The sequence below is a fragment of the Acinetobacter sp. Colony158 genome (assembly GCF_019264745.1).
Classification (GTDB): Bacteria; Pseudomonadota; Gammaproteobacteria; order Pseudomonadales; family Moraxellaceae; genus Acinetobacter; species Acinetobacter ursingii.
The window spans coordinates 992,800-1,009,762 of sequence record NZ_CP078523.1 but is presented as its reverse complement, the minus strand read 5'-3'; the positions used below and the strand labels follow the sequence as shown (position 1 = coordinate 1,009,762).

The following is a 16,963-nucleotide window of genomic DNA, read 5'->3' as shown; positions in this document are numbered from 1 at the left end:
ATTTATTAAGCAATTCTACCTAGCATCAACAGGAAAACAATAAGCCTGAATAAAAAAATCAGTTTTAGGTCATTGTTTGAATTTTATATGTTTCTGATGAACTGCATATAAATACAAGAGTTTTATCCTGAGTTTTTATTAAGTAAGTATTTGGGATAAATAACGCGATGGCGAACATCTGGACATCCTATGAATGCAATTATTCATACCCTCTCTGTGATTCGTGGTGATCAACGACCAGAGTTTATTCGAACTGAAGTTCTTTCAGACATTTTAGACCATACAGCAGAGCAATATCCGACCCATATTGCCCTGATTGATCAGGATCGAAAGATCAGTTATGCCGAGTTACAACAGCAAGTCGATCAAATTGCGCAGCAGTTGATCCAGCGTGGTGTCAAAGCAGGTGATCGCGTGGGACTATGGTTACCACGTGGGGCAGATTTACTGATTGCTCAAGCGGGGATTTGTAAAGCAGGTGCTGCATGGCTTCCCTTTGATATGGATGTTCCTGTCGATCGTATTCAGGTCTGTCTGGATGATGCTCAAGCCGTAGGGATTGTGACCAGTCAGGAGTGGGCGGGTTTACTGGCACAACTGCAACAAACTGTATGGACTGCGGATGAACTGAATCAGCCAACACAACACCCGATAATTCAGCAACGTGCTGCACTGGATGATGCGGCTTATATCATTTATACCTCTGGTTCAACGGGCAAGCCGAAAGGGATTGTAATCGAGCAGCGCAATATTTGTCACTTTCTGCGTTCAGAAAATTCAGTCTTGGGCGTACGTCACCAAGATAAAGTCTATCAGGGCTTTTCTGTCGCTTTTGATATGTCCTTTGAAGAAGTCTGGATTTCTTATTTGGTCGGTGCCACGATCTGGATTGCACCCAAAGATCTGGTGACTGATCCTGAACGTCTATGTAAAACCCTTCAACAAGAAAATATTACAGTTTTACATGCCGTACCAACCTTATTGGCGCTATTTCCAGAAGATGTACCGAATTTAAGAATCATCAATCTGGGCGGTGAAATGTGTCCCGAAGCTTTGGTGGCGCGTTGGGATTTACCACATCATCAGATTTTTAATACCTATGGCCCGACAGAAACAACTGTAACGTCCAGTTTGGCACGTGTCTACGCCAATGAACCTGTGACCATTGGCGTTCCCTTGCCGAATTACGGCATGCTGGTTCTAAATGATCAGCTTGAGCTATTAGCGCAGGGCGAAGTGGGTGAGCTTTGTGTGTTTGGCCCAAGCGTGGGACGTGAATATTTAGGGCGTCCAGAACTTACCGCTGAAAAATTCATTGATAATCAATGGGCGCAAAACGAGCACGAACTTAAACTGTATCGTACAGGTGATTTGGCACGACTTGATGAAAATGGTCAAATCCAGTGTTTGGGACGTGCTGATGATCAGGTCAAGATTCGTGGTTTCCGTGTTGAACTAGGTGAAATTGAAGCCGCTTTGTGTGATTTAAATGGAATCGGTACAGCGGCTGTGGTGTTGCGCCGTGATGACGAAATGGATCAACTGGTCGCTTTTATCGTGCTTGATCAAGAGGCTAAAAGCCAGATTCAGGTGAAAGATATTCGGACATATTTAAAGTCCAGATTGCCAGCGTATATGGTTCCCAACCGTTTTGAAATTGTTGAGCAAGTTCCACGTTTATTGTCTGGAAAAATTGACCGAAATGCATTGCGTAAAATTGAGTTGACGACTTCTATAGATAAAGAAGTTTCAGACGAACCGCAAAATGAAGCAGAAAGTATTTTATTTACTATTTTACAGAAATTATTTCCAAATCAGGCGATTCGCCTCAGTGCCGATTTCTTTGATGATTTGGGTGGACATTCACTTTTGGCTGCTGTATTGACGTCTGAGCTACGTGAATATCCTGAATATGCGCAAATCACGATCCAAAATATTTACCAAAATCGTAAAGTTGGTGCGATTAGCCAGTTTATGTTGGCCCAGACCAAGCAACAGCAAATGCGTGAAGTGAATAGCTATGAGGTAAATAGCCTGCATCGTGTGCTGTGTGGTGTGGCGCAGCTTGTGGTCATCCCTGTATTGATTGCGCTGACCATTTTACAATGGCTTGCTCCATTTTTTAGTTATCACTATTTTACGGGTAGCCCGAGCGATAGTATTCCCCATGCAATTGCGATTTCACTGGGCGTATATGTACTGAGTATGATTGCCAGTTTTGCGCTCTCCATTGTAGGTAATCGCTTATTGTTAAGGGGTGTTAAAGCGGGTGAATATCCACTCTGGAGTAGAACTTATTTTAGATGGTGGCTGGCAGATCGGTTGACCAACATTGCGCCTGTTTATTTATTGGCGGGTTCAAGTCTAAATCGTCTGTATTTGCGTGCTTTGGGCGCTAAAATTGGTCAGAACGTGCATATCGGTTCAGTCTTTATCCGCATGCCAGCCTTGCTGCAAATCGATGATGGTGTCAGTGTTGGTTCACATGTCAATCTGGAAAATGCCAAAGTCGAGCAAGGTCATCTGGTTTTAGGTCGCATACATTTAAAACAGGAAAGTTATGTCGGGTCTTATAGTGTTTTGGAAGAAAATACCTGTCTTGAAGATTATGCCCATTTAAAAGCTTTATCGGCATTGCCAAATGGTCAAACTATTCCTGCACATGAAATCTGGGATGGCGCACCAGCAAAATATCATAGCCGTATTGATGTAGCGCAATTATTGCCACGTGAAAAAGTAAGTACTCTGCGTAAAATGTGGGAAGCTGCTTACTATGCAGTGAGTGCGATACTGATTTCCTGTTTATTTTTTATCCCGATCTTCCCTAATTTTATTTTGGTCGATTGGCTCGATGTCAAATATTTTAGTGACTGGGCAAGCAGCAATAGTGCGATTACTGCCTTGCATTATTTCTTGCTTGCCATTCCTGCCAGCGTATTGATGATTATCGCCACAGCATTATTCGCGGCATTGGTGCGTAAAATCCTGTTGCCAAGTCTCAAAGCTGGAACCTATTCGTTGCATAGCTCGACTTATTATCGTAAATGGTTTGCCACTCAAATTTTGGAAACCAGTTTGCAAACTTTGCATGGATTGTTTGCGACGGTTTATGCACCTGCATGGTTTCGTTTGCTGGGTGCCAAAGTGGGGAAAGACAGTGAAGTTTCAACCGCCACAGGTGTGATCCCTGAGTTACTCACATTGGGCGATGAAAGTTTTATTGCCGATGCGGTGATGCTAGGTGATGAAGAAATTACTCGTGGCTGGATGATTTTACAGCCGACAACAATCGGTCGTCGTAGCTTTGTCGGAAATAGTGCTTATATTGCCGATGGTACAGATTTACCTGATGGGGTATTGATTGGTGTTCAATCAAAAATTCCTGAAAAAGATCAATTACAAAGTGGTGAAACATGGTTTGGTTCACCTGCGTTACGGCTGCCTGCACGTGAAACGGTTGCGGATTTTCCTGAACATTTGACCTTTAAACCTAGTATTGCACGACGGATGATGCGTGGTTTTATTGAAGGTTTGCGTATTGTGCTGCCTTCTGCGTTTGCAATTGGTGTTGGTTATATGATCGTGTTATCTGTAATCAATACGGTGGTCACAAAAGGCTGGCTCTATGGCTTACTGGCTTTAACCTTGTCAGGTATTGCTTATGGTATTGTCAGTTTTCTTCTCATCGTGGTCTTGAAATGGGCGTTGATTGGTCATTATAAAACCCGTTCAGCACCCATGTGGACGATGTTTGTCTGGGTCAGTGAAGGTATTACCAGTTTATATGAGTCGATTGCCATTCAGAACTGTCTCAACTATGTACGTGGTACACCGTTTTTGCCAATGTTATTGCGCTTACTGGGGGTCAAAGTCGGTAAAAATGTATATCTGGATACTGCTGATATCACCGAGTTCGATTGCGTAAGTATTGGAGATAACAGTGAACTGAATAGTTTTAGTGGCCCTCAAACACATTTATTTGAAGATCGAATCATGAAAATTGGTGAGGTGAAAATTGGCAGCCATGTCACCGTCCATTGTCGGAGTATCGTACTCTATAATGCTGAAGTTGCCGATCAAACGCTACTTGGACCGCTGACACTGGTCATGAAAGGTGAAAAAATTCCAACTCAATCCGCTTGGATCGGTTCGCCTGCACAACCATGGGTGGCTGGCTAATACGGGTCTGAATTGCAGCATAAAAATGGGCGAATGAATCGCCCATTTTTATGTCTACTCTTTTTTACAGCGCTTGTTCATCCAATAAAAGCTGCGCTTCACGTAGGCTTAATGTCCCTTCATAAATGGCACGACCCGTAATCGCACCCAAAATACCAGGCTGGCCTTTGAGTAAACGGACATCTTCAAGATTGGTCACACCACCAGAAGCAATCACAGGAAGCCCTGAATATTGAGCCAAATTGACAGTTTGCTCGACATTGACCCCTTGCATCATGCCATCACGGGCAATATCGGTATACACGATGCTAGAGACACCCGCATCGGCAAAACGTTTGGCCAAATCAGTGGCTTTGACATCGGTCACATTGGCCCAGCCGTCTGTTGCTACAAAACCATCTTTAGCATCAATCCCGACGATAATATGACCGCCAAATTGTTTGCATGCTTCTTCTACAAACGCAGGATCTTGAACGGCTTTGGTTCCAATAATGACAAAAGATACGCCAGCATCCAGATAATGCTCAATGGTTTCAAGCGAGCGAATACCACCACCAATTTGAATTGGTAGTTCAGGTTGTGCTTTGGCAATCGCTTCGACCACAGGTTTATGAATCGGTGTACCCGCAAAAGCACCGTTTAAATCAACCAAATGCAAACGACGCGCGCCTTCATTGACCCAATGTTGAGCAGTTGCGACAGGATCATCTGAAAAAACCGTATCATCTTCCATACGGCCTTGTTTTAAACGGACACACTTACCATCTTTCAGGTCAATTGCAGGGATGATCAGCATGCTTTCGCTCCTTGCTTCATCTGGGAAAATAAAAATTGCCTCATCTTAGCAAACTCTATCGCAATTGCTAAGTCAACAGAATGAAGATTTCGTTTTAATCTGGATGATTTTGTTTGGAGAGTTGCTGTTGTGCTATTGCAGATAAGTTTGATAGGTCGGAATGAGCAGAATGCTTAAAAGCCCAATCATCAGACTCAATGGAACAAGAATAATATAAATCCAGCCAAAGAATCGTTCCCACTTACAGGTATAGCGTGTTGGGCCAAAATCGTTGAGACGCGTATTGCCTTTGGCACAGAGTAAATAGACCATAAACACAATATTGATGAGCGGAACCATATAAAGTAAAGATAACCAACCACTTTGATTACAATCATGTAAGCGGCGAATCATAAAAATAAAATGATAATAAACAAAAATCGCAGTCAGCGTGCCTATAGAACAAATCATAAACAGGATGGTTTGATTTGAATAGCTGCTTTGTTTTTCGCTCATTTGAATCAGACCAAAACCAATGGTACTACACGCGATTAGAAAAAAAAGACTTCCCAGTAAACTCCAAGCTGCAAATGATAAGCGACCAAAACGACCTTCGGGGCGTAATGGCGAATCATTGGCGAGACAAGTACCCTGAACTGAAGAGCGCATCTTATTTTCCCTGAAACGTTCAACTATTTTGAATAAGGCAGTTTTGAGATCAAGTCTAAAGTATAAAAGAAAAATGAAAGATAAATTGTAATATTTATATTTTTTGTGATGGATTTAAAAGATCAAGTCAATTTTGACTTGATCTAGTGTGAGTGTGCAGACGTTGCTTTAAATTTTCCATTCCACAAAGTTTTTTAACAGCTGTAAGCCTGCTGTATGACTTTTTTCAGGATGGAATTGGGTTGCAAACAAGTTGTCTTGATGAATGGCGGTACAAAATGGCAGCCCATAATCGCAGGTTGCGGCAACTAATTCACTTTGCTGCGGTTCAACATAATAACTATGCACAAAATAAAAACGAGCATCCTGTTCGATCTTATTCCACATAGGATGAGATGGATCGGCTTGATGAACCTGATTCCAACCCATATGCGGCACTTTTAAACCTTCGATTTCAGGAAAATGTTTGACCTGACCTGCAAAGATTCCAAGCGCGTCAGTTCCGCCATTTTCTTCAGAACGTTGCATAAGCGCTTGCATACCGACACAAATGGCTAAAACAGGCTTATTAAAAGCCGCTTGACGCACGACCTCATCAATTCCAGCCTCATGCATGCCTTGCATACAATCCCGCATGGCGCCAACCCCAGGAAAAACAATTTTATCTGCTTGCGCAATCAGTTTTGGGTCATTGGTCACATCGACCGTTGCTCCCACATGTTCGAGTGCTTTGGCTGCCGAATGAAGATTTCCCATGCCATAATCAAGTAAAGCAACACGAGTCATTACAGACTCCCTTTGGTCGAAGCAATCGTTCCTGATGCACGTGGATCAACTTCACAGGCCATACGAAGTGCGCGGGCAAAGGCTTTAAACACACTTTCGATCTGGTGGTGGCTGTTTTTGCCTTTGAGATTATCAATATGTAAAGTCATCAGCGCATGGTTAACGAAGCCCTGAAAAAATTCAGAAAATAAGTCGACATCAAAACTTCCAATGCGCGCGCGGGTAAATGGAATATCCATAAATAAACCTGGACGGCCAGATAAATCCACCACGACACGAGAAAGTGATTCATCTAATGGCGCATAGAAATGACCATAACGGCGCAAACCTTTTTTATCAGCTAATGCCTGTGCAAATGCTTGACCCAGCGTAATTCCGCAATCTTCAACGGTATGGTGATCATCAATTTCAAGATCGCCATCACAGTGAATATCAATATCAAATAAACCATGACGCTTGATTTGATCAATCATATGGTCTAAAAATGGAACTCCAGTGTTCAGTGTACCCTGACCAGAACCATCAAGATTCAAACGAACCCGGATTTTGGTCTCATTGGTATTTCTTACCACTTCACTGATACGCTCTGTCATGGACACGTTCCTCAAAAAACGTTAAAAATGATGAATATAAAGCTCAATTCGCTGTGACAAAAGTGACAGCACACAGATTGCTCAGGAGGGTTAATCCATGCCTATAACCGTACATGCTTATACTTCACTTGAAAACGAAGAAATGCGCAGCCAGCTTGAGCGACTGTATGACACAAGTCCTGAATTTGGCGATGGGCAAGATGCGGTCGAGCAGCTAGAACAAAATCTGGCGCAGTATACCACAGTCTATACCGCTGAATTTAACACCAAGATTATAGGTGCAATCTGGTGTACAGGACAAGGTGAAAGCAAGATTCTGGAATATATTGTTGTACATCCTGCCAATCGGGGGCGAGGGGTCGCGGAACGTCTGGTGAGTGAAGTTTGCCGTATGGAAGAAGAAAAAGGAGTTAAATTTTTTGAACCAGGTTGTGGGGCGATTCATCGTTGTCTGGCGCATATTGGTAAATTATCGGTTCAGGGATAATTTTTGCGAAAATACTGCTTTAAATTTAAACGTTCAGGCAAAAAATGCAGGCTGTATCTTGACTGAGGCGGTCGAACATTGTTTAATACGCCCACATCGGCGCGATAGCTCAGTCGGTAGAGCAACGGATTGAAAATCCGTGTGTCGGCAGTTCGATCCTGCCTCACGCCACCATATTTAAAAAACCAAATTTGTGTTTTCGATCCCTGATCCCATCAGGGATTTTTTTTGGGTAAAAAAAAGACATTTGATGAAAAAGATGCTGATTTTGATTGACTAATTGCCTGAGATACGGCTTAATACACGCCATCGGCGCGATAGCTCAGTCGGTAGAGCAACGGATTGAAAATCCGTGTGTCGGCAGTTCGATCCTGCCTCACGCCACCATATTCAAAAAAGCCCTAGACATTGTTTAGGGCTTTTTTATTGTCTGACAATTTTAGTGATGTGCTTTCATTTTTATTTTATAGTCAAGTATAAGCATCTAAAATCAAGGAGCGGAGGATGAAAGATTTATTCTCAGCCCAAAGTCAGCTTTATCAACAGGCACGGCCAACTTATCCACAGGCAGTGGTTCAAGAGCTGCTTAAACATGTGCCTGCATACGACTTTGCATGGGATTGCGGCGCGGGATCAGGTCAGTTCACCCAACTTTTAGCGCCTTATTTTGAGCAAATTGTGGCAACAGATTTAAGCGCCAATCAATTGCAACACGCCCCTTATTTTGAAAATGTCAGTTATCAGGTACAGACGGCAGAACAGGCTCGTTTTCCAGCGCAATGTTTTGATTTCATCAGCGTCGCCCAAGCGATTCACTGGTTTGATTTTGAGGCCTTTTATGCACAAGTCAAACGAACTTTAAAACCCGAAGGGGTATTTGCTGTATTGGGTTATGGTTTGATTCAGGTCGATCATACGCAACTCAACGAAGCGATTCAATATTTATATCGGGTCATCCTCAAAGATTATTGGGATGCTGAACGTCATTATGTGGACGAGCAGTATCAGACCATTCCGTTTCCATTTAAGGAAATTGCCATGCCTGATTTTAAAATTCAGTTAGCGTGGTCTTCTGAACAATTGATTGATTATTTGTACACGTGGTCGGCAATCAAACATTATATCCAGCAAAATGATGCAGATCCTTTAAATCGAATACGAGCCTTGTGTCCATCCGATCAAAGCTTTCAAATTGAATTTCCTATTTTGTTAAGAGTAGGAAAGCTCGGGTAATCAATAGCAAAACAATGACGCATAACCGCTTTAGACATGACAATACTGCGATAACAGTCAAATCTAAGACATAAAAAAAGCCAGATCATTGAGATCTGGCGCTGAAAACTCATCATTCTTATGATTTTCGAGATTTTTAAATTTTAAATTTTACATTTTTTACTTTTTTGATAAGTCTCGATATTTTCAATATTAGTTTGAGCCTTATTTTTCAGGGCTTGCTGTAGTTTTAGATTGTTTTCATCTGAAGTGTCTTCTGAACCAGCCAAATTGTTTGCCATATCTTTGGCTTTAGCTGCATGTTCAGATTTTCCACCAAAAGCACTGAGCGCTCCACCTGCAACACCCGCCCATTTACTGATGGTTTTGTTTGGAGTATCCGTTTGAATGTTGGTGATGTTTCTTTCAGCGGCTGCAAGCTCTCGTTTGGCATTGGCTTTTTCAACACTTAGATCAGTACAGCTTAATGCTTTCAGTTCTGTCGTGGTAAATGGTTTGGTATTGACTTCAGCCTGAACAAAATTGGATGCAGTAAGAGCAAGCATCGCACAACCTAATAGTTTTATCTTCATTGTTTGAATCCCCCTGATGAATCATCATTCAGATTCAATTTTAATCAGACTATTGCTAGATTAATTGTCATATCATCGATATTTATTTGGCATTTAAACCTTGAGGACTTTCATTGCACTAAAGCGAATCTCATTTAGTCCTGAATCAGACGTTTGCCCATGCACACCACATCCACTTCTTCATAACCCAGTTCTTCGTAGAAAGTTTGGACATCAAGATTATCCTGACGAACCAATAATTGAAGTTTAGGGCAACCGCGTGCAATGAGACGTTTTTCCAGCTGTTGAACCAATGCAGTCGCAATACCTAAACGCTGATGTTGCGGATGTACTGCCAAATAATTCATCCAGCCACGGTGTCCGTCATAACCCCCCATTAATACGGCAATTAATTGTTCATCTTTTATGGCCACTAAAAATAGATCATCCTGCTGAACCAGTTTACGAAAAATATCCAGCTCGGGATTATTCCATGGACGAGTCAGCCCACAAATTTCCCAGAGATGAATCACGTCCTCTAGATCGGACTGAATAAATTGGCGAATCATAAACATGGAATTTTCTACTTGTTATTGTCTTGCTTTAAGATAATCGAAAATTGTCTATTTGATAAGTCTGCTTCTCTTACAGCAAAAAAAAAGCACCCAAGGGCAGTCGGGTGCTTTTTTTAAAGGTGAATGCTGTAAGTGTGGATGCTAAAAGTTAAGCAGATTTTGCTTGAGCTTCTGCCACCAGCATATGACCAGTTTCTTCAAAATTTGCATGCCATGACAACGCTTCGCGTAGTAGATGCGGAGTGTGACCACCTTTGGCACAAGCACGATCGAAGTAATCGTTTAACGCCCCTTGGTAAAGTGGATGGACACAATTGTCAATAATCACACGTGCACGCTCACGAGGTGCAAGTCCACGTAAGTCTGCTAGCCCTTGCTCAGTGACTAAAATATCGACATCGTGCTCACTATGATCCACATGCGATACCATCGGTACGATTGAAGAAATGTCACCACCTTTGGCAATCGACTTGGTCACAAAAATAGCCAAATGCGCATTACGGGCAAAGTCACCTGAACCGCCAATACCATTCATCATTTTGGTACCGCAAACATGAGTTGAGTTCACGTTGCCATAGATGTCAAATTCAAGTGCAGTATTGATCCCGATAATTCCCAAACGGCGTACCAATTCTGGGTGATTTGAAATTTCCTGAGGACGTAATACCAGTTTATCTTTATAGGCTTCAATATTACCAAAGACTTTTTCACCACATTTTGCAGAAAGGGTGATTGAACTACCTGATGCAAATTTCATTTTTCCAGCATCAATTAGTTCAAAGGTACAGTCCTGTAATACTTCTGAATACATGACCAAATCTTCAAAGTTTGAATCTTTGAGGCCTGTCAGTACCGCATTGGCAATTGAACCAATCCCTGCTTGTAATGGACCAAGGTTTGTCGGTAAACGACCTTCTGCAACTTCTTTTTCAAAGAAGGCAATCAGGTGATTGGCAATCCCTTGCGTTTCATCATCAGGTAAAGTCACGGTTGATGGTGAATCTGCGGTGTCATTAAATACGATCCCGACAATTTTCGCAGGATCAATTTGAATGGCAGTAGTACCAATACGTTCATCGACTTTGGTCAATGGAATAGGCTGACGCGTAGGACGATAAGTTGGAATATAAATATCGTGTAGGCCTTCAAAAGCTTCGCTTAAAGAGGTATTGATTTCGACAATGACTTTTTCCGCAAAAATCGCAAAGCTGGCAGAGTTACCGACTGATGTTGTTGGAATAATGCCACCATCTTCAGTAATTGCAATCGCTTCAATCACCGCTACATCAGGACGTTTTAATTGTAAGTTACGCATTTGTTCAACAGTTTCAGACAAATGCTGATCGATAAACATCACTTCGCCATTATTGATGGCACGACGTAATGTGTTATCCACTTGGAAAGGCAAACGACGCGCTAAAACACCAGCTTCGGTCAACTGTTTGTCTAGATCGTTACCTAAACTTGCACCCGTGATTAAGGTAATTTTTAAAGGATTGGCTTTAGCACGATGAACCAGTGCTTGCGGAACCGCTTTGGCTTCACCAGCGCGAGTAAAACCACTCATACCGACTGTCATACCGTCTTGGATAAACTCAGCGGCTTGATCTGCGCTGATGACTTTGTCATGAAGGGAGGCTAATCGGATACGATCTAAAGACATGGCTTACTCTCAATCTTGTGGATTACATAGGAGGGGATTGTACCTACTCTACAAGCGATATGGAGGCATGTTAGGCTAAGGTCTAATTTTTATAATAAATGTGGGTATAAATATTAATGATGTTTTTAACTATTTGATTATACTAAAATAAAAATTGATCAGTTAATGATCTGCATCATTTGTTTGTTGTTTTTTTAGACAAAAGTATTAGAAGCGTTCGGTGAGGCTTTGCTTAATTTTATTAAGTGGATTGACCGATGCTGTGTCATCTTGCAAATGTTTAGGTAGAGGCAGTGAAATGATGGCTTCAAGTCCTCCTTCTGGGCGATTATGAATTAGTAATTCACCCTGATGAATATCCACAATTCGTTTCACGATCGACAGTCCCAAACCGCTTCCTTGTACGGTACGTGCTGCATTTCCCCGAACAAAAGGCTGCATCAAGTCATCAATCTGATCTTCTGGAATGCCTTCGCCATGATCTGCAACGCTGATTAAAATATGTTCATTTTCAACATGGGCACTCAGTTCAATCGGTTCTGCACCATAACGTTTGGCATTATTAATCAAATTGGCAATCAGTCTTTTTAAAGAAAGGCTACGTGCAGGAATAATCGGAACATCCTGTGCCTCAAAACGAATATCCAGTGGTTTAAATTGCACCACCAATTCTTGTAATAAGATATTAATATTGGTTTCGCGCAGTTCTTCATCTGATCCATCACGCATATAAGAAATGAACTGATTTAAAATCGCATCCATATCATCGACATCATAGATTAAGCCTTCCCGGAAAAATTCATCGGGCAGCATTTCTGCAGTTAAACGGATACGGGTCAATGGCGTTCTTAAATCATGCGATATACCTGCCAACATAATACGGCGATCCCGTTCAGTTTGTTCAAGCGTATAAATCATATGATTAAACGCCTGATTCACTTCACGGATTTCCTGCGGGCCATGATTGGTTTCCAGATAGGGTGCTTTACCTGTTTTACTATATTCATTGGCGGCATTTTGTAAACGACGTAATGGGCGGTTTAACTGACGCACAAGGGTTAAAATAATGATGCAGGCAATAATAGGAACCCCCAATAACCAACCAAAAATAAGCTCAGGGCTATAATTGGCATAGGTTTTCAGCGGTTCACGGACCCAGTTGCCTTTCATTTCTGGTGTTTGAATCCAGATACGCGGGCTCGGTTTGAACTGAAAATAGACAGTTACGTCTTTAACATTTAGCTCTTTGGCCAGTTTATCTTCGACATTATTGGTGAAGAAATCTGCAATGACTTTATCACGGACATTGGGATATTCTTTGGGATTGGTGATGTATTCAATCCCGATCCGATTTTTGAGCCAAGTATCGATGTCGACTTCATTATTACGATGAAATATTCGAATATCAGGATTATTGACCAGTTCCAGTTCAACCGCGAGATAACGGGCATGTTGCTGAATTTCAGGTAAATAAAGCGTTCGCCAGAAAAACCACAGTGACATAACCAGACTGAAAATCACCACAAAAACCACCAGCACTGCCGTACGCATTGCAGCAGAGCGTGGTTTTATTTTGTCGAGAAAGCGCTCCCAGCGCGTGCGTTTACGCTCTGAGTAGGCAACAAAATCTGTATAGTCCTGTGGATTAACGGGATCGAGCTTCAATGCATTATCCTACAGTGCCAACTTATTCCGCACCATCAGGAACAAAGACATAACCAATGCCCCAAACAGTTTGAATATAACGTGCACGAGCTGGATTTTCTTCAATTAAACGACGTAAACGCGAAACCTGCACATCGATTGAACGTTCCATCGCTCCCCATTCACGACCACGCGCTAGATTCATGAGTTTATCGCGCGTTAAAGGTTCACGTGGATGCTGTACCAAGGCTTTGAGGACGGCAAATTCACCTGTCGTTAAAGTGACGACTTGACCTTCACGGGTCAGAGTGCGCGTTGATAAATCCAGAGACCACGGGCCAAAACTGACCACTTCCATTTGCTGGCTAGGCGCACCTGGAACTTCACGCACTTGACGGCGCAATACCGCACGAATACGAGCTAGTAATTCATTTGGATTAAAGGGTTTCGGTAGATAATCATCGGCACCTGCTTCCAGACCTGCGATACGGTCTGAGTCGCTGCCCCGTGCAGTCAGCATAATAATGGGCGTATCAATATTGGACTGACGTAAACGGCGACAGATACTTAAGCCATCTTCGACAGGTAACATAAAATCTAACACAATCAATGAAAATAATTCTCGTTGTAACAAGCGATCCATTTGAGTGGCATCGTGTGCGGTTTTGACCACAAAACCTTTATCTTCCAAGAACCGTTGTAAAAGGGTGCGTAAACGCACATCATCATCGACCACCAAAATGCGTTCGACACGGTCGGTTTCGTTTTGTACAGCTTCATTATTTTCAGCAGGTACAACTAAACTCATGATGTACTCCCTTAATTTAAGTCAATATTTATAGCTTATTGGATCATTGCAGTATAATGCGGATAGTCTGTTTAAGACTATGTATCAATTTGCTCAAAATTACAATTTTCCGTGTGATTTGAAACCAAAAAACAACATGTTAAAGCGATTTTTCGGTACTTGAATTTTGCAGCTTTAGGTTTAGGTGATTTTAGCATGCGAGATGTGTCATTTTTTTGATTAAATCCTTGTTTGTTCAATTAAATTTAATCATTTTTAGTTTATTTGTTGTGGGGAAAAGCATTGATGCTGTGCATGATGCAAATATATAAATGCGCGTTTGCAAAAAACATAACTCTTCCTTTTCACTGCAATGGGATTGGCAGAAGCGTTGAGCATTTGATTTGAGTAAATAAGTTTAGGAAAAATGTGACTGTCTAGGCTAAAGCTTGAACCAGATCAAATAAAAATGTCTAAAAATTGAAAAAAACACAGGTTTGATTCAAAATTTCGTTTTTAATACGCAAAACAATTGTGGATTTTATAGTCTCGGTCTTTATAATCATTGCTTTTAAACTTTAGCCTTGTGGAATCAAATACGATGACTGACTTAGTTCAGCAGTTGGCAAGCGAACTTGCCGTACGTCCAAACCAAGTAGAAGCTGCCATTCGTTTAATTGATGAAGGTGCGAGCGTTCCATTTATTGCACGTTACCGTAAAGAAGTAACGCAGGGTTTAGATGATACACAACTGCGCCAGTTAGATACCCGCTTGGCTTATTTGCGTGATTTGTATGAGCGCCGTGAAAAAGTCATCGAATCATTAAAAGAACAAGACAAACTTTCAGAAGATTTGTTGGCACGGGTGAATGCGGCTGAAACCAAAAATGCGCTGGAAGAAATTTACGCGCCGTATCGACCAAAACGTACCAGTAAATCGTTTAAAGCCAAAGAAGCGGGTCTGGGTCCTGCCGCAGAAAAAATCCGAAATGAAAATGTTGAACCTGTAGAGGCTTTAGCAGGATTTAGTCATGAAGACTATCCAGATGTTGAAAGTCAACTAGATGCAGTACAGCATATTATCATTGATGAATGGGCACAGAACATTGCTTTAACCACAGCGCTCAAAGCACTCTTTGCCAAAACTGCGATTTTGAAAAGTGCGGTGGCGTCTGATGAGAAAAAAGAAGTCGGTAAAAAATTCCGTGACTATTTTGAGTTTTCTGAAAACTTAAATAAAGTTCCATCGCATCGTTTATTGGCGATGCTCCGTGGTCGTCAAGAAAATGTATTAGGCTTAAAAGTCGATGGTGAAGATGAAGCACCATTGGCGCGAATTGAAACTGAATATAGTCTTGAACAAATTCAACCTCAAGCACGTCAGGATTTTTTAAAGCAAACCGCTAAATTATTTTGGTTGGGTAAAATCCGCCCGCAAATTGAACATTCGTTGCTGACTGAAAAACGTCTTGCTGCTGAAGCAGAAGCAATGGAGGTTTTTGCTGAAAACTTGCGTCATTTACTCTTGTCTGCGCCAGCAGGTGGTCGTACCACTTTGGGTGTTGATCCTGGGATTCGTACTGGCGTGAAACTGGCGGTAGTGAGTGATGCGGGTGATGTCTTGGCACATAGCACGATTTATCCATTTGCACCTAAAGAAGACAAAGAAGGTTCGATCGCTGAATTGGCGCGTTTGTGCCGTGAATACAATGTCGATTTGATTGCAATTGGCAATGGCACGGCGAGCCGTGAAACAGAAGCGGTGGTTGCAGAAATGATGACCGCAAACCCTGACCTCAAACTGACTCGGGTTAGCGTCAGCGAAGCGGGTGCTTCGGTGTATTCAGCCAGTGAATTGGCGGCGGCTGAACTTCCAGAGTTAGATGTCTCCATTCGTGGTGCGGTCTCAATTGCCCGTCGTTTGCAGGATCCTTTGGCTGAACTGGTCAAGATCGATCCAAAATCAATTGGTGTGGGGCAATATCAGCATGACGTGAACCAGACAGGTTTGGCTAAAACCTTGGACGCAGTGGTTGAGGATTGTGTAAACGCCGTTGGTGTTGATGTCAATACTGCATCATCTGCAATTTTGGGTTATATCGCAGGTTTAAATAAAGCCATTGCCCAGCAGATTGTTGAATATCGTAAAGAAAATGGTCGTTTTGAAAATCGTCAAGCTTTGAAAAAAGTGCCACGTTTAGGCGAACGTACTTTTGAACAGGCAGCAGGATTCTTGCGCATTCAGAATGGTTCAGAGCCATTAGATGCCTCTGCGGTACATCCAGAAAGTTATGGTTTGGTGGAAAGAATAGTCGAAGCCAAAGCAACCACGGTGAAAGATATTATTGGTAATAGTGAAATTATTCGCCAAGTTCAAGCGGATGAATTTGTCGATGACCAGTTTGGTTTACCTACCGTTCAGGATGTATTAGCAGAGCTTGAAAAACCAGGTCGTGATCCACGTCCAGAATTCCGCACGGCTAAATTCCGTGAAGACATTACTGAAGTGGCTCAGTTAACCGAAGGTATGCAGCTTGAAGGTGTCGTGACGAATGTGACTAACTTTGGTGCTTTTGTCGATGTAGGTGTACATCAGGATGGCTTGGTTCATATTTCTGAATTGGCCAACGAATTTGTTTCCGATCCGCATAAAGTGGTGAAACCGGGCCAAATTGTACAAGTGCGGGTACTCACCGTCGATGCTGAACGCAATCGTGTCAATTTAAGTATGCGTCCTGAAGGTTCGCAGCCTCCTGTAAAAGCACAGCGCCCACCACGTCGTGATCAACAAGAGCAACGCGAAGAACGCAAACCACAAGCTAAACGTCCGCAAGCGGCGCGTCAAAATGATCAGGCGAAAAAACCACAACGTCCTAAACAGGATAAACCACAAGACAATAAAATTGGTGGATTCGGTGCATTGTTATTGCAGGCAGGGATTAAGGGATCGAAGTAATTTCTGAATTTGTATATTGCTTTGCTTGATGTGATATACATTCAAATTGAATCATAAAAAACCTC

General features: G+C 42.2%; 13 protein-coding genes and 2 tRNA genes. 6 read left to right on the top strand and 9 right to left on the bottom strand.

Annotated features, from left to right (window positions below):
- Positions 1–189 precede the first annotated feature (189 nt).
- Positions 190–4,179 (top strand): Pls/PosA family non-ribosomal peptide synthetase, encoded by a 3,990-nt coding sequence (locus JR005_RS03995; protein ID WP_218665593.1) that lies wholly within the window; start codon positions 190–192, stop codon positions 4,177–4,179.
- A gap of 64 nt (positions 4,180–4,243) precedes the next feature.
- On the opposite strand, the gene hisA is transcribed toward JR005_RS03995, so the two are convergent.
- The 4 genes from hisA to hisB all read right to left on the bottom strand — a co-directional run bounded on the left by hisA (position 4,244) and on the right by hisB (position 7,002).
- Entirely contained in the window at positions 4,244–4,975 is a 732-nt protein-coding gene (hisA, locus tag JR005_RS03990; protein WP_005001063.1) for a 1-(5-phosphoribosyl)-5-[(5-phosphoribosylamino)methylideneamino]imidazole-4-carboxamide isomerase, read from the bottom strand.
- A gap of 132 nt (positions 4,976–5,107) precedes the next feature.
- Entirely contained in the window at positions 5,108–5,623 is a 516-nt protein-coding gene (locus tag JR005_RS03985; protein ID WP_119686175.1) for a DUF805 domain-containing protein, read from the bottom strand.
- Between the two features lie 168 nt (positions 5,624–5,791).
- Complete coding sequence (hisH, locus tag JR005_RS03980; RefSeq protein ID WP_004991840.1) at positions 5,792–6,409, bottom strand: imidazole glycerol phosphate synthase subunit HisH; 618 nt, start codon at positions 6,407–6,409, stop codon at positions 5,792–5,794.
- The gene (hisB, locus tag JR005_RS03975) at positions 6,409–7,002 is read right to left on the bottom strand and encodes an imidazoleglycerol-phosphate dehydratase HisB (RefSeq protein ID WP_004991837.1); all 594 of its coding nucleotides are present in this window, start codon (positions 7,000–7,002) and stop codon (positions 6,409–6,411) included. The genes hisH and hisB overlap by 1 nt, the downstream gene beginning before the upstream one ends.
- 97 nt (positions 7,003–7,099) lie before the next feature.
- On the opposite strand from hisB, the gene JR005_RS03970 reads away from it, so the two are divergent.
- The 4 genes from JR005_RS03970 (at position 7,100) to JR005_RS03955 (ending at position 8,722) form a co-directional block, all read left to right on the top strand.
- Positions 7,100–7,489 (top strand): GNAT family N-acetyltransferase, encoded by a 390-nt coding sequence (locus tag JR005_RS03970; RefSeq protein ID WP_004991836.1) that lies wholly within the window; start codon positions 7,100–7,102, stop codon positions 7,487–7,489.
- 98 nt (positions 7,490–7,587) lie between these two features.
- Positions 7,588–7,663: transfer RNA gene (locus JR005_RS03965), tRNA-Phe, on the top strand.
- 137 nt (positions 7,664–7,800) lie between these two features.
- Positions 7,801–7,876, top strand: a tRNA-Phe gene (locus tag JR005_RS03960).
- A gap of 117 nt (positions 7,877–7,993) precedes the next feature.
- Complete coding sequence (locus JR005_RS03955) at positions 7,994–8,722, top strand: class I SAM-dependent methyltransferase (protein ID WP_218665592.1); 729 nt, start codon at positions 7,994–7,996, stop codon at positions 8,720–8,722.
- Between the two features lie 143 nt (positions 8,723–8,865).
- Here the strand turns inward: JR005_RS03955 and JR005_RS03950 are convergent, their stop codons facing one another.
- The 5 genes from JR005_RS03950 to ompR form a co-directional block, all read right to left on the bottom strand.
- A complete protein-coding gene (locus tag JR005_RS03950; protein ID WP_004991828.1) occupies positions 8,866–9,294 on the bottom strand; it encodes a hypothetical protein in 429 nt (142 codons plus the stop codon).
- 134 nt (positions 9,295–9,428) lie between these two features.
- A complete protein-coding gene (locus JR005_RS03945; protein ID WP_151831665.1) occupies positions 9,429–9,848 on the bottom strand; it encodes a GNAT family acetyltransferase in 420 nt (139 codons plus the stop codon).
- A 148-nt stretch (positions 9,849–9,996) separates the two neighbouring features.
- On the bottom strand, positions 9,997–11,511 hold the full coding sequence (locus JR005_RS03940) for an acetyl-CoA hydrolase/transferase family protein (RefSeq protein ID WP_004994424.1): 1,515 nt from the start codon (positions 11,509–11,511) through the stop codon (positions 9,997–9,999).
- A gap of 207 nt (positions 11,512–11,718) precedes the next feature.
- A complete protein-coding gene (locus JR005_RS03935) occupies positions 11,719–13,176 on the bottom strand; it encodes an ATP-binding protein (protein ID WP_004991819.1) in 1,458 nt (485 codons plus the stop codon).
- A gap of 22 nt (positions 13,177–13,198) precedes the next feature.
- Positions 13,199–13,963 (bottom strand): two-component system response regulator OmpR, encoded by a 765-nt coding sequence (ompR, locus tag JR005_RS03930; protein WP_004991813.1) that lies wholly within the window; start codon positions 13,961–13,963, stop codon positions 13,199–13,201.
- A 580-nt stretch (positions 13,964–14,543) separates the two neighbouring features.
- On the opposite strand from ompR, the gene JR005_RS03925 reads away from it, so the two are divergent.
- Positions 14,544–16,898, top strand: a complete 2,355-nt coding sequence (locus JR005_RS03925; protein ID WP_218665591.1) for a Tex family protein — start codon at positions 14,544–14,546, stop codon at positions 16,896–16,898.
- Positions 16,899–16,963: the final 65 nt, after the last annotated feature.